This window comes from Rickettsiales bacterium (genome assembly GCA_029252805.1).
GTDB lineage: Bacteria > Pseudomonadota > Alphaproteobacteria > Rickettsiales > JALZUV01 > JALZUV01.
Window position 1 is genome coordinate 18,113 of record JAQXAR010000003.1, and the last position, 22,965, is coordinate 41,077.

Annotated in this window: 25 protein-coding genes; 14 read left to right on the top strand and 11 right to left on the bottom strand. The window is 47.0% G+C overall.

Annotated features, from left to right (window positions below):
- Position 1: 1 nt before the first annotated feature.
- Together P8P30_00315 and P8P30_00320 are read left to right on the top strand one after the other, a co-directional pair.
- Positions 2-520: a redoxin family protein gene (locus P8P30_00315; GenBank protein ID MDG1285989.1), complete on the top strand. Its 519-nt coding sequence runs from the start codon at positions 2-4 to the stop codon at positions 518-520.
- Positions 513-1,496, top strand: a complete 984-nt coding sequence (locus P8P30_00320) for an endo alpha-1,4 polygalactosaminidase (GenBank protein ID MDG1285990.1) — start codon at positions 513-515, stop codon at positions 1,494-1,496. Before P8P30_00315 ends, P8P30_00320 begins: the two co-directional genes overlap by 8 nt.
- Before the next feature lie 19 nt (positions 1,497-1,515).
- Here P8P30_00320 and uvrC read toward each other — a convergent pair whose 3' ends face one another.
- From uvrC to rpiB, 4 genes are all read right to left on the bottom strand, one after another.
- The gene (gene uvrC / locus P8P30_00325) at positions 1,516-3,312 is read right to left on the bottom strand and encodes an excinuclease ABC subunit UvrC (protein ID MDG1285991.1); all 1,797 of its coding nucleotides are present in this window, start codon (positions 3,310-3,312) and stop codon (positions 1,516-1,518) included.
- 110 nt (positions 3,313-3,422) lie between these two features.
- A complete protein-coding gene (locus P8P30_00330; protein ID MDG1285992.1) occupies positions 3,423-4,058 on the bottom strand; it encodes an OmpW family outer membrane protein in 636 nt (211 codons plus the stop codon).
- 56 nt (positions 4,059-4,114) lie between these two features.
- Entirely contained in the window at positions 4,115-4,345 is a 231-nt protein-coding gene (locus P8P30_00335) for a hypothetical protein (protein ID MDG1285993.1), read from the bottom strand.
- A gap of 45 nt (positions 4,346-4,390) precedes the next feature.
- Positions 4,391-4,834 (bottom strand): ribose 5-phosphate isomerase B, encoded by a 444-nt coding sequence (gene rpiB, locus P8P30_00340; protein MDG1285994.1) that lies wholly within the window; start codon positions 4,832-4,834, stop codon positions 4,391-4,393.
- Between the two features lie 91 nt (positions 4,835-4,925).
- Between rpiB and P8P30_00345 the strand changes: the two genes are divergently transcribed.
- From P8P30_00345 to P8P30_00360, 4 genes are all read left to right on the top strand, one after another.
- Entirely contained in the window at positions 4,926-5,687 is a 762-nt protein-coding gene (locus tag P8P30_00345; protein ID MDG1285995.1) for a prepilin peptidase, read from the top strand.
- A gap of 94 nt (positions 5,688-5,781) precedes the next feature.
- Positions 5,782-7,611, top strand: coding sequence for a hypothetical protein (locus P8P30_00350; protein ID MDG1285996.1), 1,830 nt, complete (start codon positions 5,782-5,784; stop codon positions 7,609-7,611).
- A gap of 28 nt (positions 7,612-7,639) precedes the next feature.
- On the top strand, positions 7,640-8,404 hold the full coding sequence (locus tag P8P30_00355; protein MDG1285997.1) for an ABC transporter permease subunit: 765 nt from the start codon (positions 7,640-7,642) through the stop codon (positions 8,402-8,404).
- 64 nt (positions 8,405-8,468) lie between these two features.
- Positions 8,469-9,128, top strand: a complete 660-nt coding sequence (locus tag P8P30_00360) for a hypothetical protein (GenBank protein ID MDG1285998.1) — start codon at positions 8,469-8,471, stop codon at positions 9,126-9,128.
- A gap of 1 nt (position 9,129) precedes the next feature.
- Here the strand turns inward: P8P30_00360 and panB are convergent, their stop codons facing one another.
- Both panB and P8P30_00370 read right to left on the bottom strand, forming a co-directional pair.
- Positions 9,130-9,954 carry a 3-methyl-2-oxobutanoate hydroxymethyltransferase gene (gene panB / locus P8P30_00365; GenBank protein MDG1285999.1) on the bottom strand — a complete coding sequence of 275 codons (825 nt, stop codon included), beginning with the start codon at positions 9,952-9,954 and terminating at the stop codon, positions 9,130-9,132.
- A 41-nt stretch (positions 9,955-9,995) separates the two neighbouring features.
- Positions 9,996-11,906 carry a HAMP domain-containing sensor histidine kinase gene (locus P8P30_00370; protein ID MDG1286000.1) on the bottom strand — a complete coding sequence of 637 codons (1,911 nt, stop codon included), beginning with the start codon at positions 11,904-11,906 and terminating at the stop codon, positions 9,996-9,998.
- Between the two features lie 96 nt (positions 11,907-12,002).
- On the opposite strand from P8P30_00370, the gene dapB reads away from it, so the two are divergent.
- A complete protein-coding gene (gene dapB, locus P8P30_00375; GenBank protein MDG1286001.1) occupies positions 12,003-12,788 on the top strand; it encodes a 4-hydroxy-tetrahydrodipicolinate reductase in 786 nt (261 codons plus the stop codon).
- Between the two features lie 3 nt (positions 12,789-12,791).
- On the opposite strand, the gene P8P30_00380 is transcribed toward dapB, so the two are convergent.
- A complete protein-coding gene (locus P8P30_00380; GenBank protein ID MDG1286002.1) occupies positions 12,792-13,514 on the bottom strand; it encodes a gamma-glutamyl-gamma-aminobutyrate hydrolase family protein in 723 nt (240 codons plus the stop codon).
- A 68-nt stretch (positions 13,515-13,582) separates the two neighbouring features.
- On the opposite strand from P8P30_00380, the gene P8P30_00385 reads away from it, so the two are divergent.
- Genes P8P30_00385 through P8P30_00395 form a run of 3 tightly spaced genes read left to right on the top strand, consistent with a single transcriptional unit; the run spans position 13,583 to position 17,665 of the window.
- On the top strand, positions 13,583-14,383 hold the full coding sequence (locus P8P30_00385; protein ID MDG1286003.1) for a MotA/TolQ/ExbB proton channel family protein: 801 nt from the start codon (positions 13,583-13,585) through the stop codon (positions 14,381-14,383).
- A complete protein-coding gene (locus P8P30_00390) occupies positions 14,383-15,057 on the top strand; it encodes an OmpA family protein (protein ID MDG1286004.1) in 675 nt (224 codons plus the stop codon). The genes P8P30_00385 and P8P30_00390 overlap by 1 nt, the downstream gene beginning before the upstream one ends.
- Positions 15,058-15,094: 37 nt before the next feature.
- Entirely contained in the window at positions 15,095-17,665 is a 2,571-nt protein-coding gene (locus tag P8P30_00395) for a hypothetical protein (GenBank protein MDG1286005.1), read from the top strand.
- Between the two features lies 1 nt (position 17,666).
- Here the strand turns inward: P8P30_00395 and metF are convergent, their stop codons facing one another.
- The gene (metF, locus tag P8P30_00400) at positions 17,667-18,569 is read right to left on the bottom strand and encodes a methylenetetrahydrofolate reductase (GenBank protein ID MDG1286006.1); all 903 of its coding nucleotides are present in this window, start codon (positions 18,567-18,569) and stop codon (positions 17,667-17,669) included.
- Positions 18,570-18,663: 94 nt separating this feature from the next.
- On the opposite strand from metF, the gene P8P30_00405 reads away from it, so the two are divergent.
- Genes P8P30_00405 through P8P30_00415 form a run of 3 tightly spaced genes read left to right on the top strand, consistent with a single transcriptional unit; the run spans position 18,664 to position 20,665 of the window.
- The gene (locus P8P30_00405) at positions 18,664-19,419 is read left to right on the top strand and encodes a VacJ family lipoprotein (GenBank protein ID MDG1286007.1); all 756 of its coding nucleotides are present in this window, start codon (positions 18,664-18,666) and stop codon (positions 19,417-19,419) included.
- Positions 19,420-19,457: 38 nt separating this feature from the next.
- Positions 19,458-20,036, top strand: coding sequence for an ABC transporter substrate-binding protein (locus tag P8P30_00410; protein MDG1286008.1), 579 nt, complete (start codon positions 19,458-19,460; stop codon positions 20,034-20,036).
- 17 nt (positions 20,037-20,053) lie between these two features.
- Positions 20,054-20,665: a pyridoxamine 5'-phosphate oxidase family protein gene (locus P8P30_00415; protein MDG1286009.1), complete on the top strand. Its 612-nt coding sequence runs from the start codon at positions 20,054-20,056 to the stop codon at positions 20,663-20,665.
- A 1-nt stretch (position 20,666) separates the two neighbouring features.
- On the opposite strand, the gene P8P30_00420 is transcribed toward P8P30_00415, so the two are convergent.
- Genes P8P30_00420 through P8P30_00430 form a run of 3 tightly spaced genes read right to left on the bottom strand, consistent with a single transcriptional unit; the run spans position 20,667 to position 22,384 of the window.
- Positions 20,667-21,389, bottom strand: coding sequence for a hypothetical protein (locus P8P30_00420; GenBank protein ID MDG1286010.1), 723 nt, complete (start codon positions 21,387-21,389; stop codon positions 20,667-20,669).
- A 15-nt stretch (positions 21,390-21,404) separates the two neighbouring features.
- Positions 21,405-21,569, bottom strand: coding sequence for a hypothetical protein (locus tag P8P30_00425; GenBank protein ID MDG1286011.1), 165 nt, complete (start codon positions 21,567-21,569; stop codon positions 21,405-21,407).
- Positions 21,566-22,384, bottom strand: a complete 819-nt coding sequence (locus P8P30_00430) for a carbon-nitrogen hydrolase family protein (protein ID MDG1286012.1) — start codon at positions 22,382-22,384, stop codon at positions 21,566-21,568. Before P8P30_00430 ends, P8P30_00425 begins: the two co-directional genes overlap by 4 nt.
- A 222-nt stretch (positions 22,385-22,606) precedes the next feature.
- Here P8P30_00430 and P8P30_00435 point away from each other — a divergent pair, with 222 nt between their 5' ends.
- The gene (locus P8P30_00435) at positions 22,607-22,945 is read left to right on the top strand and encodes a hypothetical protein (GenBank protein ID MDG1286013.1); all 339 of its coding nucleotides are present in this window, start codon (positions 22,607-22,609) and stop codon (positions 22,943-22,945) included.
- The last annotated feature ends 20 nt before the right edge of the window (positions 22,946-22,965 follow it).

A 22,965-nucleotide genomic window follows, 5' to 3' on the forward strand; every position in this document is an offset into this window, starting at 1 on the left:
TATGTGGAAATGGTTCAGACTTATTTCGCTGCTTATCGTTATCCCAGCGGCAATATTTCTGGTGATCTCAGCTGATGAGCCGCTCGATATTTATCAAAAACGCCCAATGCCACCGCTCGAATTAAATGGATTAAATGGCGGGACTGTTTCGACGGCAAAATGGGCGCTGGAAACGGATGGCCCGAAGGTCATCAATTTATTTGCCAGCTGGTGCAGCCCGTGCATTAAAGAAATTCCGGCACTTCAAAGTCTCCGCCGCCATCTTCCTGTTTATGGGATTGCCTTTAGAGATAAACCAAAAGATTTAAAGAAGTGGCTGGCCAAGCACGGTAATCCGTATACGGAAATTGGTATTGATAAAGGTCTGACTTTTATTTGGGATTTAGGTATTACGGGCGTGCCGACCACCTTGTTACTAGATGCGACACAGAAAATAGTCTATATTCATCAAGGGCTTTTAACGGAATCGGATATTCAGAACGAAATTCTGCCGCGATTGGAGAAATTGGAAAATGACTAGATTTTTTATTTTATGCGGCGTTATTTTGGGCATTATCGCACCTTCTTTAACAGGCTGTGCAAAGCCACGACCCACAACACCGGAAACGGCAAAAGCGCAAACATTAACCTCATCGAAAAATAAAGTGAGAGCTGGAAACGAAGTGTATCATTACTTCTATGGATTAAACAGTGTGCGCTATGCAGAGCTGGCCGGTTCTCATGCCGCAAAAATAATGGTGGTGGATGTTGATGATGCAAAACTCACTGCGGCGCAGGTAAAAGAATTACGTGACACTCAGAAAACCGTTTTTTCCTATCTTAGTATCGGTGAGGCAGAGAATTATCGGACTTATTGGAAGCAAAGCTGGTCGGCAAATAAACCAGACTTCTTATTAGATGAAAATAAAGATTGGCGTGGGAATTTCCGTGTTAAATTCTGGGATAAGAATTGGCAAAATATTATTATTTCGAAAGCGAAACAAATCGCGCAAATGGGTTTTAATGGCGTCTATTTAGATATTATTGATGGCTATCAGCAAAAATCAGTTATTAAAGCTTATCCTGGAAGTAAGGCACAGCTGCGTCAGGAAATGGAGAATTTTGTGATTCGTATTTCGAATGCGACAAAACAAATAAACCCATCCTTTAAGGTTATTCCACAAAATGCAGTCGAGTTAATTGCGATGCCAAAGGATGAAAACGTACCGAATACGAATTATCTGCGTGCCATCGATGGGGTAGGCGTTGAGGACTTATGGTACGATGATGATGATGAAGCGGATTGGACAAAATATGATCTTCAGAAAATTCGTCTCGCGCAAGTTCAAGGTAAGTTTATTCTCGCTACGTCCTATCCGACCGATGCGAATAAACAGGAAAAGTTTGTCAATAATGCATTAAAGGCAGGTTTTATCGCGTTCGTGGGAGAGCGTGAATTATCGAATAAAGTTCCGACCATTAATAAGCAGCTCCTAAAGAGAGTCCTAGCTAAATAAGCGATTAAAACGTTATGGATTAACTGTGAAATTGCCGCCAGATGGTTTGGGCTGTTTTGGTGTTAATGCCTTCGACGGCGGAAATTTCTTCTAGGCTGGCATTGCTAACGGCGCGCGCTGAACCGAAATGTTGTAGCAGCGCCTTTTTACGTTTGGCGCCGATGCCGGGGATCGTGTCGAGCTCAGATTTTTTTAAGGCGGAAGAGCGTTTGCTGCGATGCGCGCCAATGGCAAACCGATGCGCCTCATCGCGCAAGCGTTGGAGGTAATGCAGGGTAGGATCGTTTATCGGAAGTTGGAATTCTGGTTTACCTTGCAGGTGGAATTTCTCTCGCCCAGCATGACGGTTAGGGCCTTTGGAAATAGCAACCACGGGCACTTCGCCCCATACGCCGAGCTCTTCCATCACGGTGCGCACGGCAGAAAATTGGCCTTTTCCACCATCAATAAGTAGGAGCGGGATGGGAGTATCCTCTTCGCCGAGCCGTTTAAGGCGGCGGGTCAATACCTCGCGCATCATGGCGAAATCATCATCGGGCGCGGCTTCTTTGATGGTGAATTTGCGATATTGGTTTTTGATGAATCCGTCTGGCCCTGCGACAATCATTCCGCCGACAGCATGCGTACCAGAGATATGGCTATTATCGTAAACTTCGATTCGCTCCGGCGGGGCGTCGAGGCCGAACAATTCAGCTATTTTCTCCAGCTGTGCCGTTTGGCTCATGCGTGTATCTAGATGGCGGCGGAGCGATTGCTTAGCATTTTGAATCACTTGCTTCATCGCATCAGCTTTATCGCCGCGCTTGGGGGTAATGACGCGAGTGTTTAGGGCTTCTTGTAGTAACTCAGTTTGCTCGGTCTCATGGCTCAGCAAGAGCTGTTTTGGCGTTGCGCGATTTTGGTAAAATTGTGGAATAAACGCACTGAGAATTTCGATTTCGGTTTGTCCGTCTTGGATTCTCAAGAAATGCGGCTGGTTGCCATAATTTTGTCCGTCGCGGAAAAAGAATACCTGCACACAGGCCATGCCTTTTTCTAAGGAAATACCAATAATATCGGCATCTTTGACTTGGGGAAAATACAGCCCTTGTTCGCGCTGAATTTGCGACAGGGCACGTAAGCGGTCGCGCAATTTAGCGGCTTGCTCGTAATCTTGTGCCTCGCTTGTTGTGGTCATTTCGGCGAGTAAATCATTCTGCACATCACGGCTTTTACCGCGTAAGAAATCTTTAGCCTGCTTTAGCAATGCACGGTAATCAGATTTCCCGATATAATCGACACAAGGGGCCGAACAGCGTTTGATTTGATATTGCAAGCAGGGACGATTGCGGCTTTCAAACATCGTATCGGAGCAGGGACGAAGCAGGAACGCGCGTTGAAGTTGCTTAATGACTTTATCGACATCACCCGCCGAAGCGAAGGGGCCGAAATAATCACCTTTATCTTCGCGTGTGCCGCGATATTTGCAGATTCGCGGAAATTCATGCTCGGTCATGCGCAGAAAGGGGAATGTTTTACCGTCGCGCAGTAAAATATTATAGCGCGGTTCGAGTTTTTTGATGAGATTGGCTTCGAGTAGAAGGGCCTCGGCTTCGCTACGAGTAGTGACGAATTCCATACTCACGGTTTGCATAATCATGGTCGCAAGGCGATTATTCTTTCCTGCAAGTGAGGTGTAATTTGTGACACGGTTCTTGAGATCACGTGCCTTGCCGACATAAAGAATCTTGCCGGCAATATCGATCATGCGATAAACTCCCGGCCCATGAGGCAGGGTTTTGACATAATGTTTGATGGTTTCAGTGCCAGCTTCCATGCGGGCAGTCTTATCAGGTCCATTTGCTTTGTCTCAGAATAAATGGCTTCACGCCAGAAATTTGACGAGCAAGCGTTGTTCGCTATTCCTTTGGGCTTGATAAAAGAATGCTAGAATTTATATCCGAGGCCGACGCCATAGATGGTGGGATCAAAATTCACTTTGGCATTAGCGGCGCCCCCGTTGATTTTTGCTTCTGTATCCGCCCATATTTTTTTCACGTCTAAATTGGCATAAAATTTATCCGTAATAGCAATATCGACACCGGCTTGAATAATGGCTGCGATATCATCCTTATATTGCAGTTGATCCACGGTATCATCTTCAAAATATTTGACATAAGCCATGCCGATACCAAGGTAAGGCTTTATACGCTCGGTCACGTCTTTGTGATATTGCAACATAACCGTGGGGGCGAGCGCGTAAATATAGCCCGCATCACGTGTGCCAAGAGCGGTGTTTCTTGCTTTGGCGCGGTGGGGGATAATACCGATGATACCTTCAACGGCGATATTATCGGTTAGAAAATAACTTAAGCTTGGCTCAGGCAAAATAGCGGTGGAGATGTGAGGCTCGCCGCCGATGGGTACGATGTTTCCGCTCGTGTCGGGTACAACGGCGACAACGCGCCCACGAAACAAGGTATCGCCTTTCTTCGGAGAGGAGTTCTCAAAGGCTTGCGCACCCCAAGCCACCAAAGTGACATAGAGCATGCAAGAGGCAAGTGTGAGTATTCGTAATAACATGAGCCCAGCATAGCGGGCAATTATTAAGGAACCTTAAAGATGGTGGGAGAGTTTAGCTAAAGACCGAATGCTGCTTTGACAATCGCGATCGCCCAATTAATGAGATGGTCCCCAATCACTTGGAAGCGATCAATCCAGCTTGCTGCATGGGCGACACAAGCATCTGCTTTATCGATATCGAAAAGACAATCGCCAAAACCCATACCAAAGCCAGCGAGTGATACACCTGCTATCCCGATAAATGCTTGTTTACGCTTTGAAATACTTTTAATTGCGGTCATTTCCATAAAGACATCCTAACATAAAACTATGACAGTTGGGTTAACGGGAGGTTAAGGCTCAATTTTATCGACACGTTTTTTGTGTCGGCCACCCTCAAATTCGGTACTGAGAAAGTTGCGTAATGCGTCTTTTGCATTCTCAATGCCGATAATGCGGGCGCCGAGCGCTAAGACATTCGCATCATTATGTTTACGAGAAAGTCTGGCATCCAGGCCGCTGTGGCAAAGGGCCGCGCGGATATTTGTATGGCGATTTGCGGCGATAGAAATACCAATGCCGCTACCACAAATCACAATGCCGCGACTCGTTTCGCCGGATGATATTTTGCCTGCGACGGCATGTGCATAGTCAGGGTAATCAACGGACTCAGTGCTATGAGTGCCGAGATCGAGCGGCGTGTAACCGAGTGCATTGAGCTCTTTAATGAGCTGGGCTTTGAGGTCAACGCCCGCATGGTCAGAGGCAATGGCGATAGTTTCAGACGTGTGTGGCATGGATGCTCCAGAATTTACATTTCAGACTTTGGGTTCTAGCAGGATTGTGAAGGAGCTGTCACCCACAACCTGAACAGGATAGTTTATTTTTATGGATTATGTTCTCGTTATTTTGGTGGGCCTGTGTTTTGGCAGTTTTGTCACTATGGCTAGTTATCGCCTACCGTTAGAGAAATCGATCGTCACTCCAGGCTCTTTCTGTACCTTATGCAAGCATGGTCTCAGAGCTTTAGATTTAGTTCCTGTGTTTTCGTGGTTGTTTTCAGGCGGAAAATGCCGCAAGTGCCAAGCGAAAGTGAGTGTGCGTTACCCGCTGATTGAATTAATCTGTGCGTCGCTCTTCTTACTGGCCTATGAATTATACGGCTTGACCGCACAGGCGACCATTATTGCTTTATTCGGCGCGACTCTACTGACCATGATTATTTCGGACTTGGAGACTCAACTAATTCCAGATGAGATTCATTTATTTCTTATCCCATTGGGAGTCGGATATCATTGGCTTGTTGGGACACTCATGGCGGATATAGTTGGATGTGTTGCTCTTGCCGGAGGGGTCGGGTTGCTGTTGCATTATGGTTACTATTGGTTGCGTGGAATACATGGGTTAGGGTTCGGCGATGTAAAGTTTCTGTTTGTTGTCGGAGTGTGGTTGGCATCTTTAACGCAACTCTCAGCTTTTATATTTTACAGTGGGTTGCTTGGTATTTTGACGGGGATTCTCTGGAAGTTTATCTCCAAGGATCCTCGCTTTCCCTTTGGCCCGGCGCTAGCAATTTCATTGTTTCTTTTAGTTGTTTGGCCTGATTTGACGCAGCCTTTCTGGGATATGCTGACCCGAATGCTCGCTTAAGAAAAAAATAAGAATTTTTACTTGCTGCTAGGGTCATTGAGGCGCTAGAGTACCGCTTAAGAATTATAAAAATAAGAATAATAATAGCTTGGGCATGGGTAGTTCTATCACCAAAGTAGCATTTTTAGCGGTCGTCGGCCTGCTTGCGTTAAGCGCATGTACCGATAAGCTACGTGCTAAATTTGACCCTGAGAACCATGATCACATTGATACAGCGCTGGATTTGAGCCGTGAAGATTACCGTCAAATGGCGCGTCCTGAGATTCGCGAAAAGATCAATAAAGTTGAGCTTCTGCCGCCACCGCCACCGCCACTTCCCAATTTAAAGCAAATTCTTTCGGCCCCTAAGCCACCTAAAATCTCAGAGACACAACTGGTCTCGATTGCTGTGACGGATGATGTGCCGTTGAAAGATGTTTTGCTTGAGCTCGCCCGTCTTGCCGAGGTCGATATTGAGTTGGATGCAGGAATAAAGGGCGGTATTTCGTTCATCGCGAATAATAAACCTTTTAACCAAGTGGTTGACCGCATCGCCTCAATGGCCGCCTTGCGTTATACGATGACCGCGGGCGTTTTGCGGATCGAGCGTGATTTACCTTATATTGATAGTTATCCGATGGATTTTCTTAATATTGAGCGCAGCAGCACCAGTGATGTTAATATCAGTACGAATGTACTTTCTTCAGGCGGCGGTGAAGGCGGTTTAAATACCGGTTCAACGCAAACGATTAACTCAGTGACCGAAAGCGATTTCTGGCAGTCGCTAGAAAGCGGTATCCGCCAAATTTTAAGTTACACGCCGGCTTCGAAAGTAGCAACGGTGAGCCTCTTCTCGGTACAGGGTGAAGACGTTGCGGTAACCGGTGCGGCTGCGAGCGATGCTGCTGCATCTGCCGTCGTTTCAAGCGCTCCTGCGGGAGCAGAAGTTCTTCCGGGTGGTGGCTTTTATGTTCTGAATAAGCAGGCCGGTATTTTAACGATTTCAGCGTCAGAGCGTCAGCATGAATTGATTGGTCGTTTCATTAATCGCATTCGAACGAATGCCTCGGCGCAGGTTTTAATTGAAGCAAAGATTGTTGAAGTGGCATTGAATGACCGCTACCAAAGCGGTGTCGAATGGTCGACGATCAGCGATAAAATTGGCTTGGTAACAAATTTTAATGCGGTTGATTTCACGAATGGCGGCTTCACGGCGACGCTTTCGGATAAGCTTTTGGGCGGACTCGGTGGAGATGTCGATGGCGCCGCGGGCCCCGATCTAAACGACTTTCTGCAACTTGTCGAGGGTTTCGGAACGACTCGGACATTGTCTAGCCCGCGCTTACACGCGATAAATAATCAACAGGCGGTACTGACTTTTGCTGAAAATTTTGTTTATTTTGAGATTAATGTAGAGCGTGAAACCGATACGACGACGGGTACTAACCAAGAGTTGCTGACCGTTGATAGTCAGGTAAAAACCGTTCCGATTGGTATTATCCTAACCTTGCAACCATCGATTAATGCGGATACCGGCGAGATTACGTTGATGGTTCGTCCGACGCTTTCTCGCGTGACGAATTTTGTAAGTGATCCGGCAGTTGCCTTCCTTGCAACGCAAGGGGGAGGGGCCAATATCACGAACGAAATTCCGGTGGTTGAGGTGCGTGAACTGGATTCCATCCTCAAACTTAAGAGTGGTCAGGTGATGATCATTGGTGGTTTGATGGAAGATTCATCTCGCAACACAGATAATGGCGTGCCGGGAGTCAGTTCGGTTCCATGGCTTGGCAATCTTTTCAAATCAGTTGATAAAACAGATACGAAGCGTGAGTTAATTATCTTTATTAGGGCGACTTTGGTTGGTACAGACGGCTATGCTCACGATGCTGATAAAACGATCTATGAAAAGTTCACAGATGATCCGCGCCCATTAAAGTTCTAGAGAGCGATTTGAGTTTTAAGAGGGACCCATGATTACTAATATTCGATATATTCTACTCACTGCTTTGCGGGACTATTTATTCCTAGGGCTTTTAATTGCACTTGCGCTTGCAACTTCTGTTGCGGCGATATTGGGTGGCACGGCAATGGTTGAGAAAGAAGCCATGACGCTCGTCTTTAGTGGTGCTGCATCTCGTTTGATTTTGATGTTCGGCTTAACCGTATTTATCGCATTTCATATTCGTCAAGCCTTCGACCAAAAGGAAATTGATGTTCTTCTATCGCGCCCCTTATCGCGTTTCCAAATTCTCTTTTCTTATTGGCTCGGTTTTTCTTTCGTTTCATTTCTGCTCGTACTCGCGGCGGTGATGATTATCTCATTCTTACCGATTATTAATTTAACCGGTTTTGCTTATTGGGGGGTAAGTTTGCTGCTAGAGAGTTGGTTAATGGTAGCGATAGTGCTTTTTGCGAGCTTCACCCTGTCCAGTGCGGTCACGGCAGTTTTAGCCTCCATGGGGCTGTATATTGCGGGGCGTATGATGGCATTTTTTCTCGCCACCTCAGAGTCGCACATATTATTTAAAGATCATGCACTTAATGAATTTTTACGTTTTATTATCGAGGGCACTTCAATGATTATTCCGCGATTGGATTTATTTACACAATCGGAATGGTTGGTTTACGGGGTGCTGCGTCCTGAAGATACGGGCATCGCCTTGCTGGGAGTGTTGATTTATATTCCACTCCTTATCTTTGCGGCGACGATTGATTTTAAACGTAAAGAGTTTTAGGCGGAGTCTGCTCATGCGCCCCTCAATGACAATAAGTTGGCTGGTATTTGGGATTTTCCTAAGTATGCAGCTGCTCTTTTGGATTGAGACGCGGCCTCATAAACCAACGATGGAGATCGTACCAGCGGTACCGGGGGAGCTGGCAGTGAAGGCGCTTGCCTTTGGGGATAATGAAGTATTTTTCCGCTTGCTGGCTCTTCATTTGCAGAATTTTGGCGATACATTCGGTCGCTTTACCGCGTTGCGAGAGTATAATTTTGAACGCCTGAGTGCCTGGTTTGATCTGATGGATACGCTCAATGATAAGTCCGATTATATCCCGACCTTGGCGAGTTATTATTTCAGCCAAACGCAAAATAAGCCGGATGTGATTCATGTGGTGAATTACTTGCGCAAGCATTCGCAGAATCGTCTAAATGAGAAATGGTGGTGGCAGGCGCAAGCGGTTTATTTAGCGAATCACAAGCTGAAGAATGATGACCTAGCTCTTGAGCTTGCAAAGCCATTACTTTACGCAGAAAATGTTCCGCTTTGGGTGAACCAGCTGCCGGCTTTTATTTATGAAAAACGCGGTGAGTTTGGCGATGCTCTCGCGATTATGGAGCATATCAAGGCGAATGCGAAAGATATCAAGCCAGGCGAGTTACGCTTCATTAAACACTTTATTGATGAGCGCCTTGGCGCGCTAGAGCGCAGCCAAGCGATTGAAGAAGTAACGCCGTAATTTAACCGGTTTCTTTGGGCAAGTAGCATTGTTCTTTGCCAGGAAAACTACGCGACTTTACTTGATTCGAGTAATCGCTCACCGCTTGCGTAACCTGCTCTTTTAGCTGCGCAAAAGCATGTACGAACTTGGGAGGGTTGTCCGTTAGACCTAGCATATCTTCGGTCACGAGCACCTGACCATCGCATGCGGCAGAGGCGCCAATACCGATAGTGGGAATCGCAACGGCTTCGGTTATTTCTTTGGCTAGCGGCTCAAGCACGCCTTCAATGACCATGGCAAAAGCACCCGATTTATCAACCGCAACTGCATCGCGTAGAGCTTTATTCCAGCTCGCCTCATTTTTGCCCTGTATTTTAAAGCCACCCATTTGCTGGACATGCTGTGGTGTGAGGCCAACATGCCCCATCACTGCAATCCCGCGCTGGGTTAGATAGTGGATCGTATCTACCATTTCTTCGCCGCCTTCAAGCTTGACGGCCTGTGCACCGGTTTCTTGCAATAGCTTTGCAGCGTTGCGGAAGGCAAGTTCTGGGGATTCTTGGTAACTGCCGAAAGGCATATCAATGATGACAAGTGAATGCTTGTTGCCTCGCATAACGGCCTGTCCGTGTAGGATCATTGCTTCGATGCTAACAGGCAAAGTCGTTTCCATCCCCAAGCGTACCATCGCGAGAGAATCGCCAACGAGCAGCATATCGCAATGCTTATCGAGCAGGGCTGCGATCAGCGCATCATAGGCCGTGAGCATCACGAGAGGCTCGCCTCCTTTACGATTACGGATGGCGGAAGTCGTCAAGCGACGTGCTTTAGAATGTTTACTCATAACAGTGATATAGGCATTTTCTGGAAAAATGCTAGAGCAGATTAGCGTTCCGAAGGCTCTGACGTGTCGGTAGGCACTTCAAAGGCAGACTCAGAGAAGCCTTGTTTCGAGGGTGCTTGTGTGAGAGCGGGGTCTTGCAAAGGGTTTACAAAAGGCTCGGACTCAGCAGGAGCTTCTTCAGCTACGTTTCGCTCCAGATCTTCAGTCGCCGGAACTTCAAAAGGTTGAGGTTGTACGGCTTCTTCGGCTTGAGGCTCTGGTATTTCGGGCTCGGTTGGCTCCGCGGGTGGGGGTGCACTAAATGCTTCAGCACTCTGGGGTGCTGGTGTTTCGGCAGCGGTGGCGGCAATAATAGGTGCGGCGGCTGGCACAGCTTGTGCTTGTGGTTCTGCGGCTCTTGTTTCAAGCGCCTTAGGCGCTTCTTCCTCAGCGGCAGAAACAACATTCATTGGTAGGCTAAAGCGAACTGATGTTCCTTGGCCCTCTTCGCTCTCCATGACAAAGGTGCCGCCCATAATTTCCACGAATTTCTTCGTAAGCGGAAGGCCAAGGCCGGTTCCTTCATATTTACGACTAAGGGCGCTGTCTACTTGTCCGAAAGGTGCAAGCGCCTTGGAAATATCTTTCGGAGCGATACCGATACCACTATCTTTGACTTCGACGGAGAGTGAGTTTTCCATTACATCTTGCCACAGGCTCACAGTGATAGACCCGCCTTCAGGGGTGAACTTCACGGCATTAGAAAGCAGGTTAAGCAAAATTTGTTTCACTTTTTTGCCATCCGTGTGGATGACAAAATGCTCTTTTGGTACTTCGGTTAGCAAGGTTACCTGCGCATGTTCTGCACGGGGTGAAACAAGGCGCATGCTGGAATGGATGAGTTTTGTTACATCCACTTCGTCCATATACATGTCGAGTTTGCCCGCCTCCGCTTTAGAATAATCGAGGATGTCGTTGATCAGGCTGAGTAGGTGAACGCCAGAATTATGAATATCTTTGATATAATCTTTATATTGTTCATTTCCGATCGCGCCCATGGTTTCATTTTTGATGATCTCAGAGAAACCGATAATCGCATTGAGTGGGGTGCGAAGTTCATGGCTAATACTAGCAAGGAATTGCGATTTATTTTCATTCTCAGTTTCGGCGGCGGCGGCGTGGGCCGCGAGTTCTAGGTTGGCATCATGTTGTTTTGCGATAATCCCTTCGGCCTTCGCTGCCACCAAAATAAGCGTTCCAATAAGTAGCAGGAAGATGAGGATAATTGCTCCTGTACCGACATACTGGAATTGATAGAGCTGTTCCCATTGACGAGTGACATCGTAATAAATTTCGACCATGCCCTTGATATTACTTTTCTTATCGTAACCGGCGGATCCAGCGACAAGAGGAACATAGCTATCCGATAGGATCGGCACGGCGGTTTGCACGAGCGTCCCTGTTTTGCGCGAGCTATCGGCAATTTGGAATATAGAATCTTGCAAGACGGTTGAGGCCACAGAGCCAGAAAGGGCATTAAGCACCGTACTCTGTGCTTCGTCAGTATCTTCCGATTGTATGCCCATCGCAGATGTATCAAGGATTCCAGACTGGTTTAGCGATAAGAGTTTCGCACCACTACTATCGTAAATTGTGACATGTACGACTGGCATTTCTTCAAAATATTTAAAAACATCGCGGCTAAAGGTTTCGTAATTTTCTTTATACCCACGATAGCGGTTCCAGTTATCTGGGGTGACGTTGTGTTTGCGAAAGAGCTCCAGCATCTTCACCATTTGGTGCTCGCTCCACACATTATTGATAAAGCCTTGAGTGAGTACCTTATTGTTCTTAATCACCAAATCACTCAAGTCGCCTTCGGCGGAGTTGCGGAAATAATAGCCAAGCGCAATGGCTGCTATCGTGACGATAACAGCGCTGATCATTGAGAAATAGCGTAGGTATGAAAACATAATACTCCTATTCTCAATTAAGCACGATGGGACTTAATTTTTCACTAATAAAAGGTGTTTTTTGACAATAAACAGACAAAGCCTTATCGATGGTGGATGAAAATTATCATTACAGGCATAAATGGCCGCATGGGGGGTGAAGTTGCACATGCTATATTAGCCGGTCCAACATACGAAATTATAGGGGCAACCCTACGCAATCCCTCACTTATCGGTAAAGATGTTGGCGAAGTTTTGGGCGTGAAACCTTTGGGTGTTGCGGCAACGCCTCTGTCAGAAACCGATTTCACTGCGGCCGATGGGGTGATTGATTTTACCCTGCCAGCAGGTTTGCCCGAATTAGCAACCAAATGCGCTCAAGCTGGTGTTGCATTAGTGACCGGCACCACGGGTTTATCTGATGAACAGCAAGCGGTCGTAAATCAGGCGGCGACGGAAATTCCAATCGTACAATCTTTCAATATGAGTCTCGGTGTGAACCTACTGGCGGCGCTCGTGGAGAAGGCTGCCGCGACCTTGGATGAAAGCTTCGATATTGAGATTAATGAGCTGCATCATCGTCATAAGAAAGATGCGCCTTCCGGCACGGCGAAACTGTTAGGTGAATCAGCAGCAAAAGCGCGTGGAGTCACTTTAAGCGAGGCGGGTGTTATGGATCGCGACGGAGAACGTAACGTTGGTGATATCGGTTTTTCGGTTCAACGTGGTGGTGGGGTGATTGGGGATCATACGGTGATGCTGGCGGGCGAGAATGAGCGGCTAGAGTTAATTCACCGTGGTCATAATCGTGCGATCTATGCGGATGGCGCCCTTAAAGCGACCAAATGGTTGCAAGGCAAGCCCGCCGGCTTATATTCGATGCGTGATGTGCTAGGGCTTTAAGCGTTAGCGCTTTGCCGCCTCAATAAACGCCGCGAAGATTTTCGTGTCGGCGCCGGTAATATGAAATTCAGGGTGCCATTGTACGCCGAGGCAGAATTTATAATCGCTGCATTCTACGCCTTCAATCACACCGTCAGGTGCGGTGGAGTTGATGATAAGCCGATCGCCGACCGTTTCAACGGCTTGATGGTGGGCGCTATTTACCTCAATTTTATCTTTGCCGACAATGCGGTGCAGCAGGGTATCATGTTCGATCTTCACGCTATGGCCGGCCTCATTACGAGGGTTCGGCTGTTCATGCGGTAGCGGATTTTCGATAGTATCGGGAATGTGTTGTATTAATGTTCCGCCGAGTGCGACCGCGAGAAGCTGCTGACCGCCGCAAATGCCCAGTACAGGCAGGTTACGCTCCAATGCGCCACGTGTCATGGCGAGCTCAAATGCAGTGCGCCTCTCTTTGAGGCTGACCGTATCGCTTTCGACTGCTTGTCCGTAATAATGGGGCGGGACATCGAAGTCTCCGCCGGTCACAATTAACCCATCAATCATGTTGAGATACTCTTCGACTAGATCTAGCTCATGCGGTAGTGGAAGCGGGATTCCGCCTGCTTGTGTCGTAGAGGCGAAGTAGTTCTCACGCATGGCGTACCAAGGATAAAGGGAATATTCTCCTTTGCCACCGAACTCGAAATCCAGCGTATAGCCGATAATAGGTTTTTTACTCATATACCGAATATGAAGGAAAGATCCGCGATCTCAATACTTTTTTAACTTCTTGGCGTTCTAATGGTCTCATGTCTTTTTCGTCTTTATTAGGAGTGCTGTTTGGGTTCGGGTTGTTTTTTACCTCAATCTACATGAGTACCGATAACTGGATCGCTTTTGTTAGCCTTTCCAGTATTTTAATGGTTGTGGGTGGTACGACTGCCGCAGCCTTTATGAGTTTTCAAGCACGTTATGTGTTCCAGGCGTTCAAGGCGCTGTGGTGGATGCTTAAGGCGCCGCAATCGACGCGTGAAGGGTTGAATACGGAAATCTTACGTCTCATTCAATGGGCCTATTTGGTGCAAAAGAGCGGATTACCGTCGCTTGAGAATGAAATTAAGAAGGTGAATACAAATGATCCGGTACTGCGTTTTGCGCTGACCATGGTTTCCAGCGGTTATAAGCCTGAAGAGGTGCGTGAGATTATGGAAACGGCGGTGGAGAGCGAGTTTGACCGTCATACGGTTCCTGTGGCGGTACTGAAACAAATGGCAGCCGCGGCTCCGGCTTTCGGGATGATCGGTACGTTGGTGGGGCTAGTTGTGATGCTGCAAGGGTTAGATGGCGATATGGCCAAGCTAGGCCAAGGTCTCTCTTTAGCGCTTTTAACGACGCTTTATGGTGTGGTGCTTGCGCGGATGTTCTTTATTCCGGCGGCCTTAAAATTAATGCAAAAAGAAGAGATTCAGCGTTTTCGTAATGAGATGATGGCTGAAGGTCTGATCATGCTCTCGGAGAAGAAAAATCCGCGTTATATGCAAGATCGTCTCAATAGTTATCTGGATCCAGAAATCCACTTTAACCTCGATAAGCAGTTGCGAGGTAGATAATGGCGCGGCGTAGATCGAGAAAGCCTCGCGATGATAGCGAAGATGAGGCATGGCTGAGTACCTATGCTGATTGCGTCACGTTGCTTTTATGTTTCTTTGTGATTTTGCTTTCGGTCTCAGAGCCAAAGATTGATAAATTTGAAGCAATTACTGAGGCGATGACGTCCGGTTTTGTTACCGATATTATCGAACTTCCGTTCAAATCCCTCTATGATGATTTTCAGCTTATTATTGAAGATAATGCGGTGGAACTGGATGTTGCAGCTGAATATACCGATCAAGGTGTGCGGTTAGATATTGGCTCAACGGCCCTTTTTACGTCCGGTTCAGCTACGCTAAAGCAAGGGGCGATGCCGATTTTGCGTGAAATGGTACTCGCGATTAAAGAGATGAACCTAGAAGATTACCGCGTGGAAATTGAAGGTCATACGGATGATGTGCCTATTATGGGGGCACGTTTTGCCAGTAATTGGGAGCTTTCAGCGGTACGTGCTGCGGGGGTCACCCGTGTGATGATCGCCGAAGGGATTGAAAAAGAGCGGATGCAAATGGCTGCATTTGCAGACGTGAAGCCCAAGGTCGATAACTTAGATGCTCAAGGGTTGCCTATTTCTGATAATCGCGCGCTCAACCGAAGAATCGCGGTCCATATTATGCGTGGTGACGGTGAGTAGTCATGCTTTATTAACTTTATTCTGTTATAAATAACTCATGATAGATATGCAGATTCTTGAAGATTTACCAACAGGCTCAACCATTATTCTTTCGACCACTTCGCCGGATAAGCGAGCGGAATATGAGATTATGTTTCAGCGGTTCGACATTAACTTCATTTTTTTAGAAGATCTTGGTCTCTCCCCCCAAAAGACCGATGAAATGACCAACAGTTATGATGGTAATTTATTACAAAAAGCGGCGGAAGTTTCGCTCTCCCTGCATACGAATATAGAGGCGATTAAAAATCGTTTAGCGACGGTCGAGTTTGATATGTCAAAACCGATTGTGGGCATGGTCGAAGATTCCGGTATCGAAATTTATCCGATTAATAAAGATCGTAAAATCCGCACCGCGTTTCGCAAGGAGTTTCGTAAACGCATTGATGATCGAATCTATGACGAATTTTTGACGAATAAGGAACTCAAGGCGGAAGTCTTCCCAGAAATGTCGAATGATGAAGTCCTAGAGTTTTTAAGCAATGTCGAAATTAATAATCTTTGGATGACAAAGCTTAAGGGCGCCAAGAATTTTCCCGGTCCTAATTATAAACCGATTTATGAAGTACTGCCGGGTGGAGTCAGGGAATTCTACGATATTATGCACGAGTCGATGGAAACGGTATCAAAAGAATATGAGCTCGATAGCCGTTCTTACGGGAGCCGATCGTTGCTTCGCTTCCGTAACCATTGTTCGATGATGTTAGTCGCGCCGCATGAGTTGCCACAAGATTATTTAACGGCAGAAGACATTATTGAAGGCGAGAGTAAAGGGCGTATTGCCAGTCAGGATGAGATTGATAGTTTAATTCAATATCGCCTTGATTCACCAAAGCCAAAACACCGTTTGGGACGATTATTTACCAGTGATTTTATTATTCCCGATAAACAAACGAATCGTACCGATTATACGCAACGTCAATTAATTGAGAAATATAACCTCCTCGAAAGTGAGGGGAATACTGTCGCGCCGTATTATCGTTTGCATGCGATTAGATCGTTACAAGAGAAATATAATATTCCAATGGTTGGGCGTGATGAAGAAGGTCAATGGAAATATACGCAACGTGTGCAGAACGAACAACCCCCTGAAGTTCTGGTCTTATATAGTGGGAAAAAGAAACCGTCGTTAGTCGAAGAATTTGAAAAGAAATTAAAGAAAGAGGGATTCGATACGCTCCAGAGACTGACCCAGACGCAATTATTATCGAATCCAAATGCACGCCTATTGGGACATGCAGATATTGTATTTTTAATTCCATCAAAGGCGGCGACTCATTTGCAAAATGCGCAACTTATTTTAGGGGCGACGGTTGATAAGCAAGTGATGCCCTCTGCTAAAGAAAAAACACTGGTGATATTAAATCCGAAGAATAAAAAGAATATGGGTCCGTTTGATGGTGCTTTAAAAATATTACGTCATAAGAAATATACCGGCCTTAAAAATGGTATTTCAGAGGTGAACCATGTTTTCGAATATGATCCAAGTGATTATAAAGACGAGGCGGGCGCGCAACAGTTATTTGAGAATGTCAAAAAGCTGTTGGACAAAGAGCGTTCGCGTAAACGCCACCGCCTGACAGGGGTGGAGCGGATTCAACCAAAGAAACATATACCGCCAGAGCAAATTCCGGCGCTTGAAGTAGAAGAAAAGTTCACGGTCTTTGTCGCAGGCGGTGCGGCGAATGAATATCCGGGATTTAAAGCGCCGGCCAATCAAATGGGGCGATTTATTCACGATCAAGACTGGGTGCTGGTAACGGGTGCCGGTCAAAAAGAAGGGCCGATGGGTGCGGTGCATTCCGGCTACGTCGAAGCCTATTTAACGCGTCACCTAAAAAAGAGATCAGACGCATCTGATTTAAGTACAAAGCAACTGGAAGCGATGAAGAAGATCATCAAAAAACTTACCGTACAAAATACGACCGATCGTCGGTTGAGTGGTGAGAATGCAGAGTCACATCAAAAAGCGATTATGAAGGCTGTCTTTAAAGTACCAAATGTGGAGTTTTTATTGCATGAAGCACTGGAGGTGTTGTCTAGGATATTACGTCCACGCGAAGGCAGTCAGGTTGAGGAAATATTGGGTTCGCTGAAGGAGTCAGGCAATATGGTGGGCTACTCAATGCCACCGCTATTGATCTCGGAAGGTTCGGGTAAATGGCCGTTAGGGATGCAAGGACATAATGCCGGAAATATGCAACGACGTATGCATGAGATGCTTCGATCTGCCGCGCATGTTTTTTTGGCGGGTGGTCAGGGAACGGATCAAGAATTGGTCGAAAGTGCGTTACTGGCGATTGAACAAAATAAAGATCGATTGGATGCAGGTTTAAAACCCAAGCCCATTTATATTTTAGACCAAGAAGCCTATAAAGATGGAATTTATTCGCAAGATGGGACGGTCTTTTTACCGTCTTTTGAGATCATCGATAGTGAATTAAAATCGCACGGGCTGACCCGTGAAGAGATTGGATTAAAAACCCATGATAATATGCGCTCCATGGAGTCCAACCTTAAAGCTTACAGGGATTCCCACTGGCAGGGTGACAAAGAAACTAGCGTGTAAATCAGCTATTTTCCGTAATCCCCAGCATCCGGCAGAGTGCATAGGTAAGGCCTGCGCGGTTTAGCGTGTAGAAATGGAAATCTTCGACTCCAGCTGCGCGTAGACGTTGGCAAATTTCGGCGGCGATAGAAGCGGCGACCATCTCATGCGTGCGTTCATCTTCTTGCAGGCCCTCAAACATTTTATCGAGCCACTGAGGAATATCCGTACCGCACATGGTGCCGAATTTTTTTACCGTCCAGAAATTCCCAATCGGAATAATCCCCGGAATAATAGGAATCGTAATACCCGCATCCACCGCCTGGTCGCGGAAACGTAAGAAGGAATCCGGATCAAAAAAGAATTGGGTGATAATGCGATCGGCGCCGGCATCAGCTTTGCGTTTTAAATTATCCAGATCCTCTTGGGCTGAGCGTGCCTCAGGGTGAACTTCCGGATACGCGGCGACGCTAATATCAAAATCGCCAATTTTCTTGAGACCGGCCACAAGATCGGCCGCATAGGCATAGCCTTGCGGATGGGGTGAGTAGGGAACCGAGCTATCCGGGGCATCACCGCGAAGTGCTACGATGTGTTTGACTCCTGCCTCCCAATAATCACGTGCGACTTCGTCCACTTCATCCTTACTCGCATCAACACAGGTGAGATGTGCGGCGGGAGTGAGTTTGGTTTCTTTGGCTAGGCGACGTACCGTATCGTGGGTGCGCGCGCGGGTCGTGCCGCCGGCGCCATAGGTCACGGATACAAATTCGGGGCTCAAAGGTGCCAATCGTTTGATATTCTTCCAAAGCTGGCGCTCCATCTTTTCGCTTTTCGGCGGAAAGAACTCAAAAGAAATGCGTGGCTTATTTGCCACAACGGCATGTTTTAATCCGATGGGGTCGTTGGTATGAGCGAGTTTCATGATGATGAGTAAGGCTTTGTTAAGAGTTATACGGTAGAACGGTTATCAATAAGTTACTTGATATAAAGCCTGTTTATGGTAGATGGCAAGGTGTATGGATAAAATGAAACATTTTTTGATGATTTGCGTGCTCGCGGTATTTTTGCCGGTTGCCGCAATGGCAGATGCTGATGAGTTTGAAGCAGATGATTATTTAAACTTCTCAAAAGAGGCGCGTGCAGGTGATTCGGATCCCTTTGAAGGATTAAATCGCGGCGTGCATGAGTTCAATTATGTGGTTGATAGCGTTCTATTCGACCCCCTAGCCAGTGTTTATAATACGGTGTTACCTGAATTTGCTCGCACAGGGGTTCATAACTTCCTCGAAAATATTGAAGCACCGGTGGTTTTTGTGAACTCGCTGCTTCAAGGCGATCCGCAAAATGTATTTGTGACCTTTTGGCGTTTTGTATTTAATAGCACTTTAGGGGTGGCTGGCGTTTTTGATATTGCGACTGATCTGGGTATGCCAGAGCGCAACCATGAAGATTTTGGCCAAACACTCGGAGTATGGGGTGTCGGGCATGGCGCTTATCTCGTGCTGCCGCTCATTGGCCCCTCCTCTTTGCGTGATGCGCCGGGTATGGTGATTGATGTGTTGTTGAACCCGCTAACCTATAATGTTGCGAACTGGCCTGAAGATTATGGTCTGGCAGTGACTCGCGCAATTGATACACGTGCACGTTTGGATAAATTTATTGATCAGGTGAATGGGTCCTCGTTGGATCCATATGCGACTTTCCGTAGTCTCTACTTGCAGCGTCGTGATGGGTTGGTTAATAACTTTGCAGATGCGGATAAAATCCGCTAAACTAGCGCAGCTTTAGCTTTTAAATAGGATACAGACTTATGAAACAGGTGGTTTTGTCACTTTTTTTGATGATCGCTTTTGCGTTCACTGCGCAAGCAAATGAAGAGGGTGCTCGTAAATTTGCATTAGATACTGCGAACCAAGCGGTGGAGGTGTTGGCTTCTGGCACGTCGGATTCAGCGAAATTGCAGTCATTAGAAGACCTCTTTAAGGCGGCGGTAAATACCGATTGGATCGGTCGATTCGTGGTTGGTAAGCATTGGCGCAATATGGACGCGACGCAACAAAAGAGTTATTTGGCGAATTACAAAGCATTTCTTGTAAAGCATTATACATCCAATTTTACGGAATATGCTGAAGGCACTGAATTTGAAGTGACTCGTAGTAAGGTATTGAAGAAAAATCAATATATGGTGAGCATGAATATTAAGCGCCCGACGGGTGGCGCGGCAGTAAAAGTCGATTACCGTATGCGTCAAAAGAGCGGTAAATACGCAATTATTGATATTGTGGTGGAAGGTGTGAGTCTGTTGAACACGCAACGTTCAGAATTCTCATCGGTTATTCAGCGTAAAGGCTTTGATCATTTAATCGAGCAATTGCAGCCGAAAAGCTAGCGAGATAGCATTATCTCATGAGCATTCTTGAAGCTGGCTTTCCGGCTATTTGGCGCGCGGTTTCAGAGCAAATTTCTTTGGCAGCGCAAGGTCGCGGCCATCCGTGGCATTTAATGAATTTAGCCACAATTTCGCCAGATGGTTTTCCGGAGGCACGCACGGTGGTGTTACGCGAGTTCGAACAAGATAAGCCTGCGCTATGGTTTCATAGTGATGCGCGCAGCCCGAAAGTTTTAGGGTTAGAGATCAGCGACGGCGATGTGGAGTTGATGGTGTATGATCCCAAACAGCGCCGTCAATTGCGCTGCCGTGGCAAAGCTATTTTGCATCACGCCGATAACCGTGCGCGTATGCGTTGGGACGCCTCGAAAGATAGCAGCCGTCGGTGTTACATGGCCGGTACGGGCCCATCCGAGAGAGTAGAGTCACGTGATTCGACCTTGCCGGCAGCCGTCACTCATAAAGTGCCAACTCATGCCGAGGCTGAGCCGGGGTTTTTGCATTTCACGGCGGTAGAATGCCGGATTAATTATATTGATGTGTTGCAGTTAAACGCCCTTGGCGGCGAGCGCTGTAAATTGCATTTTCAGCAAGGTGAGCTAGAAAAAGGCGAGTGGCTCGCGCCGTAAATTAGGCGGCTTTGGCTGATACTTCTTCAAACTGGTAAAGCTTCTGCGCATTGCTATAGAGCAGCTGCATCTGTAGCATTTCGAAAGATTTATTGCTTTTACTCGCCGTTAGCTCAATCAGACGATTGAGGTAATTAACGATCATTTCATAGCCGATCACTTCCAGGTTCTTTTGGCCAGAAAACTGACTGCCTTTTTCAACCACCGGGCCAGCAAAAGGAGCATCCGATGCGCCGAGGATCAGTTGGCTATCGCCAAACATCTTAATGATTTTCACCAAGAAGGGTGCGGTCTTTCTCGGTTCGAAACTGGTGCGATAGCCGGGGCCTTTAAAGTAAATCGGTTGGCCGCCCTTAAAACGCGAAGAAAGATCAGCAAGTAGTAGCGCATAATCATTCTGGTTTTCGCCCTCATGCGCATTGGGCATACCCAGATGGTCGATCAAGAGTGTAAGGTCGTTCGGTAGCTGCGCCACCAGTGCGCGAGCCAGCGCCGGAGTGCCAAACACACAAATATGTTTTTTAGAGTGACGTATGAGCGTGAATAATCGGTCCCATTTTGCTTTATCTGCCGCGAAATTGGGAATTCCGGTTATCCCGTAAAGGCGGATCCCGGCGACATTTGGTTGTTTAATCCAATCAAAGCTGCGGGCATCTTCGATATTACCACGAATGATACCTTTGGCGGGGATCCCGGCGGCGGCTAGGGGGGCGAGCGACTCCATCACATGATCGGAGGTTTAAGCCATGCTGAAATCGACAATCACGGTGCCTGCAGGTCGGTTCGCTTGTAAGCCCTTGGTATAAGTTTCCACCGAGTTAAAACGACCCTTAATGAGCACGGGCTTTTTGCCCGCGGTTTCTTTTGTGAAAATATGTGCGTGGCTATCGATCCATTGGGTCATAAGGTGAACTTTCTATCATGGTTTAAGCTGGGCATAAGTTGGCGAGTTTGGGGGACTTCGGCAAGGTCAATCTCGGCGTAGATAATACCTGGTTGGCCGGACCCTTCGGCGAGGATTTCGCCCCAAGGGTTGATGATAAGCGAGTGGCCATAGGTTTTACGGCTAGCCCAATGTTCGCCGCATTGAGCGGGGGCGATTACAAAACACCCGGTTTCCATCGCGCGGGCGCGGCACAGGACATGCCAGCCGCCTTTTTCACCGGTAAATTGGGTAAAGGCGGCGGGGATAGTCAGAATCTCGGCACCGGCTTTGGCGAGCGCACGGTAAAGGTAAGGGAAGCGCACATCATAGCAGATGGATAATCCGAGCGCCGCATTTGCCGCTTTGGTCAGGATGGCCTGCTCGCCATATTCAAACCGCGCCGATTCCTGATGCGATTCGCCTTGGGGGATAGAAATATCGAACAGGTGAATTTTATCATAGCGCGCGGTGATGTCTGCGTTAGGGGAAATAATAAGTTGTCGATTGGCGTATTTGCGTGCATCGACTGTATCTTTCACCGTGACGCTGCCGATGATAATCCAAACATTCAGTTCTATTGCCCAAAATTGCGCGGCGGCAATGCCCGGATGTTCGTTCTCTAAGGTGACTTGTTCATGGAATTTTCGCCCTGAGGCCATAAGGAAAGCATTTTCAGGCAAGGCAATCAACGTCGCGCCCTCGGCTGCAGCTTGTCTCACCATGGGTGCGATCATCATGATATTATCTTGGATCGAATCCGTACTGGTGATTTGAATGCAGGCGAGTTTCATCATGCACCCAGTGTGACATAGGCAATGGTAAGGTCAAAGGTCAAATGACTAATGCCACCCCGGCGTCATTAAGTTGTCATGAAGCGCGCGTATAATACTCCTGTTCCCTTGTGTCTTTGATTTTTAAAGACCACTATATTTGATTTATTAATATCAAATCTCAGTCTGAGTTTTTCTAAAACTCTACAAGGGAACGTTTTTCCTAATGTCAAAAACATAAACGACATGAAACGATTCCTTTTATTAACTATCTTCGCGATAGTAACAACTCTCTATTTTAGCAGCTGCGATTCTTTCAAAGCTGATCCACTCGTTTCCGCTTCCGAAAGACTTCACGAAGCATGTGAAGCTGATGGATTTCTTAGTTGGAAAGCCTGTGCGGAGATTGAAGTGGTCAGAGGCTTACAAGCAACCCGAAAACATCTTTTAGAGGAAAAGGCTGCAGGTAACTGTGTCCCGGCGCTCGTGATGAAGACCTATCTTTCAGCAGCTAAATCTTATTGTCAGAATGATGATGAGAAAAAGTTGGTGGAACGACAGGTCAAGGATGTGCCGCGCTGCTAATAACACCAGCAGCTTCGTGC

What these genes read in the sequence shown, in the direction of transcription:
- P8P30_00335 (MDG1285993.1), bottom strand. Translation starts at nt 4,345, where the DNA reads ATGGAAATGACCGCAATTAAAAGTATTTCAAAGCGTAAACAAGCATTT.
- P8P30_00395 (MDG1286005.1), top strand. Translation starts at nt 15,095, where the DNA reads ATGATAGATATGCAGATTCTTGAAGATTTACCAACAGGCTCAACCATT.
- uvrC (MDG1285991.1), bottom strand. Translation starts at nt 3,312, where the DNA reads ATGGAAGCTGGCACTGAAACCATCAAACATTATGTCAAAACCCTGCCT.
- P8P30_00370 (MDG1286000.1), bottom strand. Translation starts at nt 11,906, where the DNA reads ATGTTTTCATACCTACGCTATTTCTCAATGATCAGCGCTGTTATCGTC.
- P8P30_00430 (MDG1286012.1), bottom strand. Translation starts at nt 22,384, where the DNA reads ATGATGAAACTCGCCTGCATTCAAATCACCAGTACGGATTCGATCCAA.
- P8P30_00390 (MDG1286004.1), top strand. Translation starts at nt 14,383, where the DNA reads ATGGCGCGGCGTAGATCGAGAAAGCCTCGCGATGATAGCGAAGATGAG.
- P8P30_00415 (MDG1286009.1), top strand. Translation starts at nt 20,054, where the DNA reads ATGAGCATTCTTGAAGCTGGCTTTCCGGCTATTTGGCGCGCGGTTTCA.
- P8P30_00345 (MDG1285995.1), top strand. Translation starts at nt 4,926, where the DNA reads ATGGATTATGTTCTCGTTATTTTGGTGGGCCTGTGTTTTGGCAGTTTT.
- P8P30_00330 (MDG1285992.1), bottom strand. Translation starts at nt 4,058, where the DNA reads ATGTTATTACGAATACTCACACTTGCCTCTTGCATGCTCTATGTCACT.
- P8P30_00405 (MDG1286007.1), top strand. Translation starts at nt 18,664, where the DNA reads ATGGATAAAATGAAACATTTTTTGATGATTTGCGTGCTCGCGGTATTT.
- P8P30_00350 (MDG1285996.1), top strand. Translation starts at nt 5,782, where the DNA reads ATGGGTAGTTCTATCACCAAAGTAGCATTTTTAGCGGTCGTCGGCCTG.
- panB (MDG1285999.1), bottom strand. Translation starts at nt 9,954, where the DNA reads ATGAGTAAACATTCTAAAGCACGTCGCTTGACGACTTCCGCCATCCGT.
- P8P30_00410 (MDG1286008.1), top strand. Translation starts at nt 19,458, where the DNA reads ATGAAACAGGTGGTTTTGTCACTTTTTTTGATGATCGCTTTTGCGTTC.
- P8P30_00420 (MDG1286010.1), bottom strand. Translation starts at nt 21,389, where the DNA reads ATGGAGTCGCTCGCCCCCCTAGCCGCCGCCGGGATCCCCGCCAAAGGT.
- P8P30_00360 (MDG1285998.1), top strand. Translation starts at nt 8,469, where the DNA reads ATGCAGCTGCTCTTTTGGATTGAGACGCGGCCTCATAAACCAACGATG.
- P8P30_00355 (MDG1285997.1), top strand. Translation starts at nt 7,640, where the DNA reads ATGATTACTAATATTCGATATATTCTACTCACTGCTTTGCGGGACTAT.
- metF (MDG1286006.1), bottom strand. Translation starts at nt 18,569, where the DNA reads ATGAAACTCGCTCATACCAACGACCCCATCGGATTAAAACATGCCGTT.
- P8P30_00320 (MDG1285990.1), top strand. Translation starts at nt 513, where the DNA reads ATGACTAGATTTTTTATTTTATGCGGCGTTATTTTGGGCATTATCGCA.
- P8P30_00385 (MDG1286003.1), top strand. Translation starts at nt 13,583, where the DNA reads ATGTCTTTTTCGTCTTTATTAGGAGTGCTGTTTGGGTTCGGGTTGTTT.
- dapB (MDG1286001.1), top strand. Translation starts at nt 12,003, where the DNA reads ATGAAAATTATCATTACAGGCATAAATGGCCGCATGGGGGGTGAAGTT.
- P8P30_00380 (MDG1286002.1), bottom strand. Translation starts at nt 13,514, where the DNA reads ATGAGTAAAAAACCTATTATCGGCTATACGCTGGATTTCGAGTTCGGT.
- P8P30_00435 (MDG1286013.1), top strand. Translation starts at nt 22,607, where the DNA reads ATGAAACGATTCCTTTTATTAACTATCTTCGCGATAGTAACAACTCTC.
- rpiB (MDG1285994.1), bottom strand. Translation starts at nt 4,834, where the DNA reads ATGCCACACACGTCTGAAACTATCGCCATTGCCTCTGACCATGCGGGC.
- P8P30_00315 (MDG1285989.1), top strand. Translation starts at nt 2, where the DNA reads ATGTGGAAATGGTTCAGACTTATTTCGCTGCTTATCGTTATCCCAGCG.
- P8P30_00425 (MDG1286011.1), bottom strand. Translation starts at nt 21,569, where the DNA reads ATGACCCAATGGATCGATAGCCACGCACATATTTTCACAAAAGAAACC.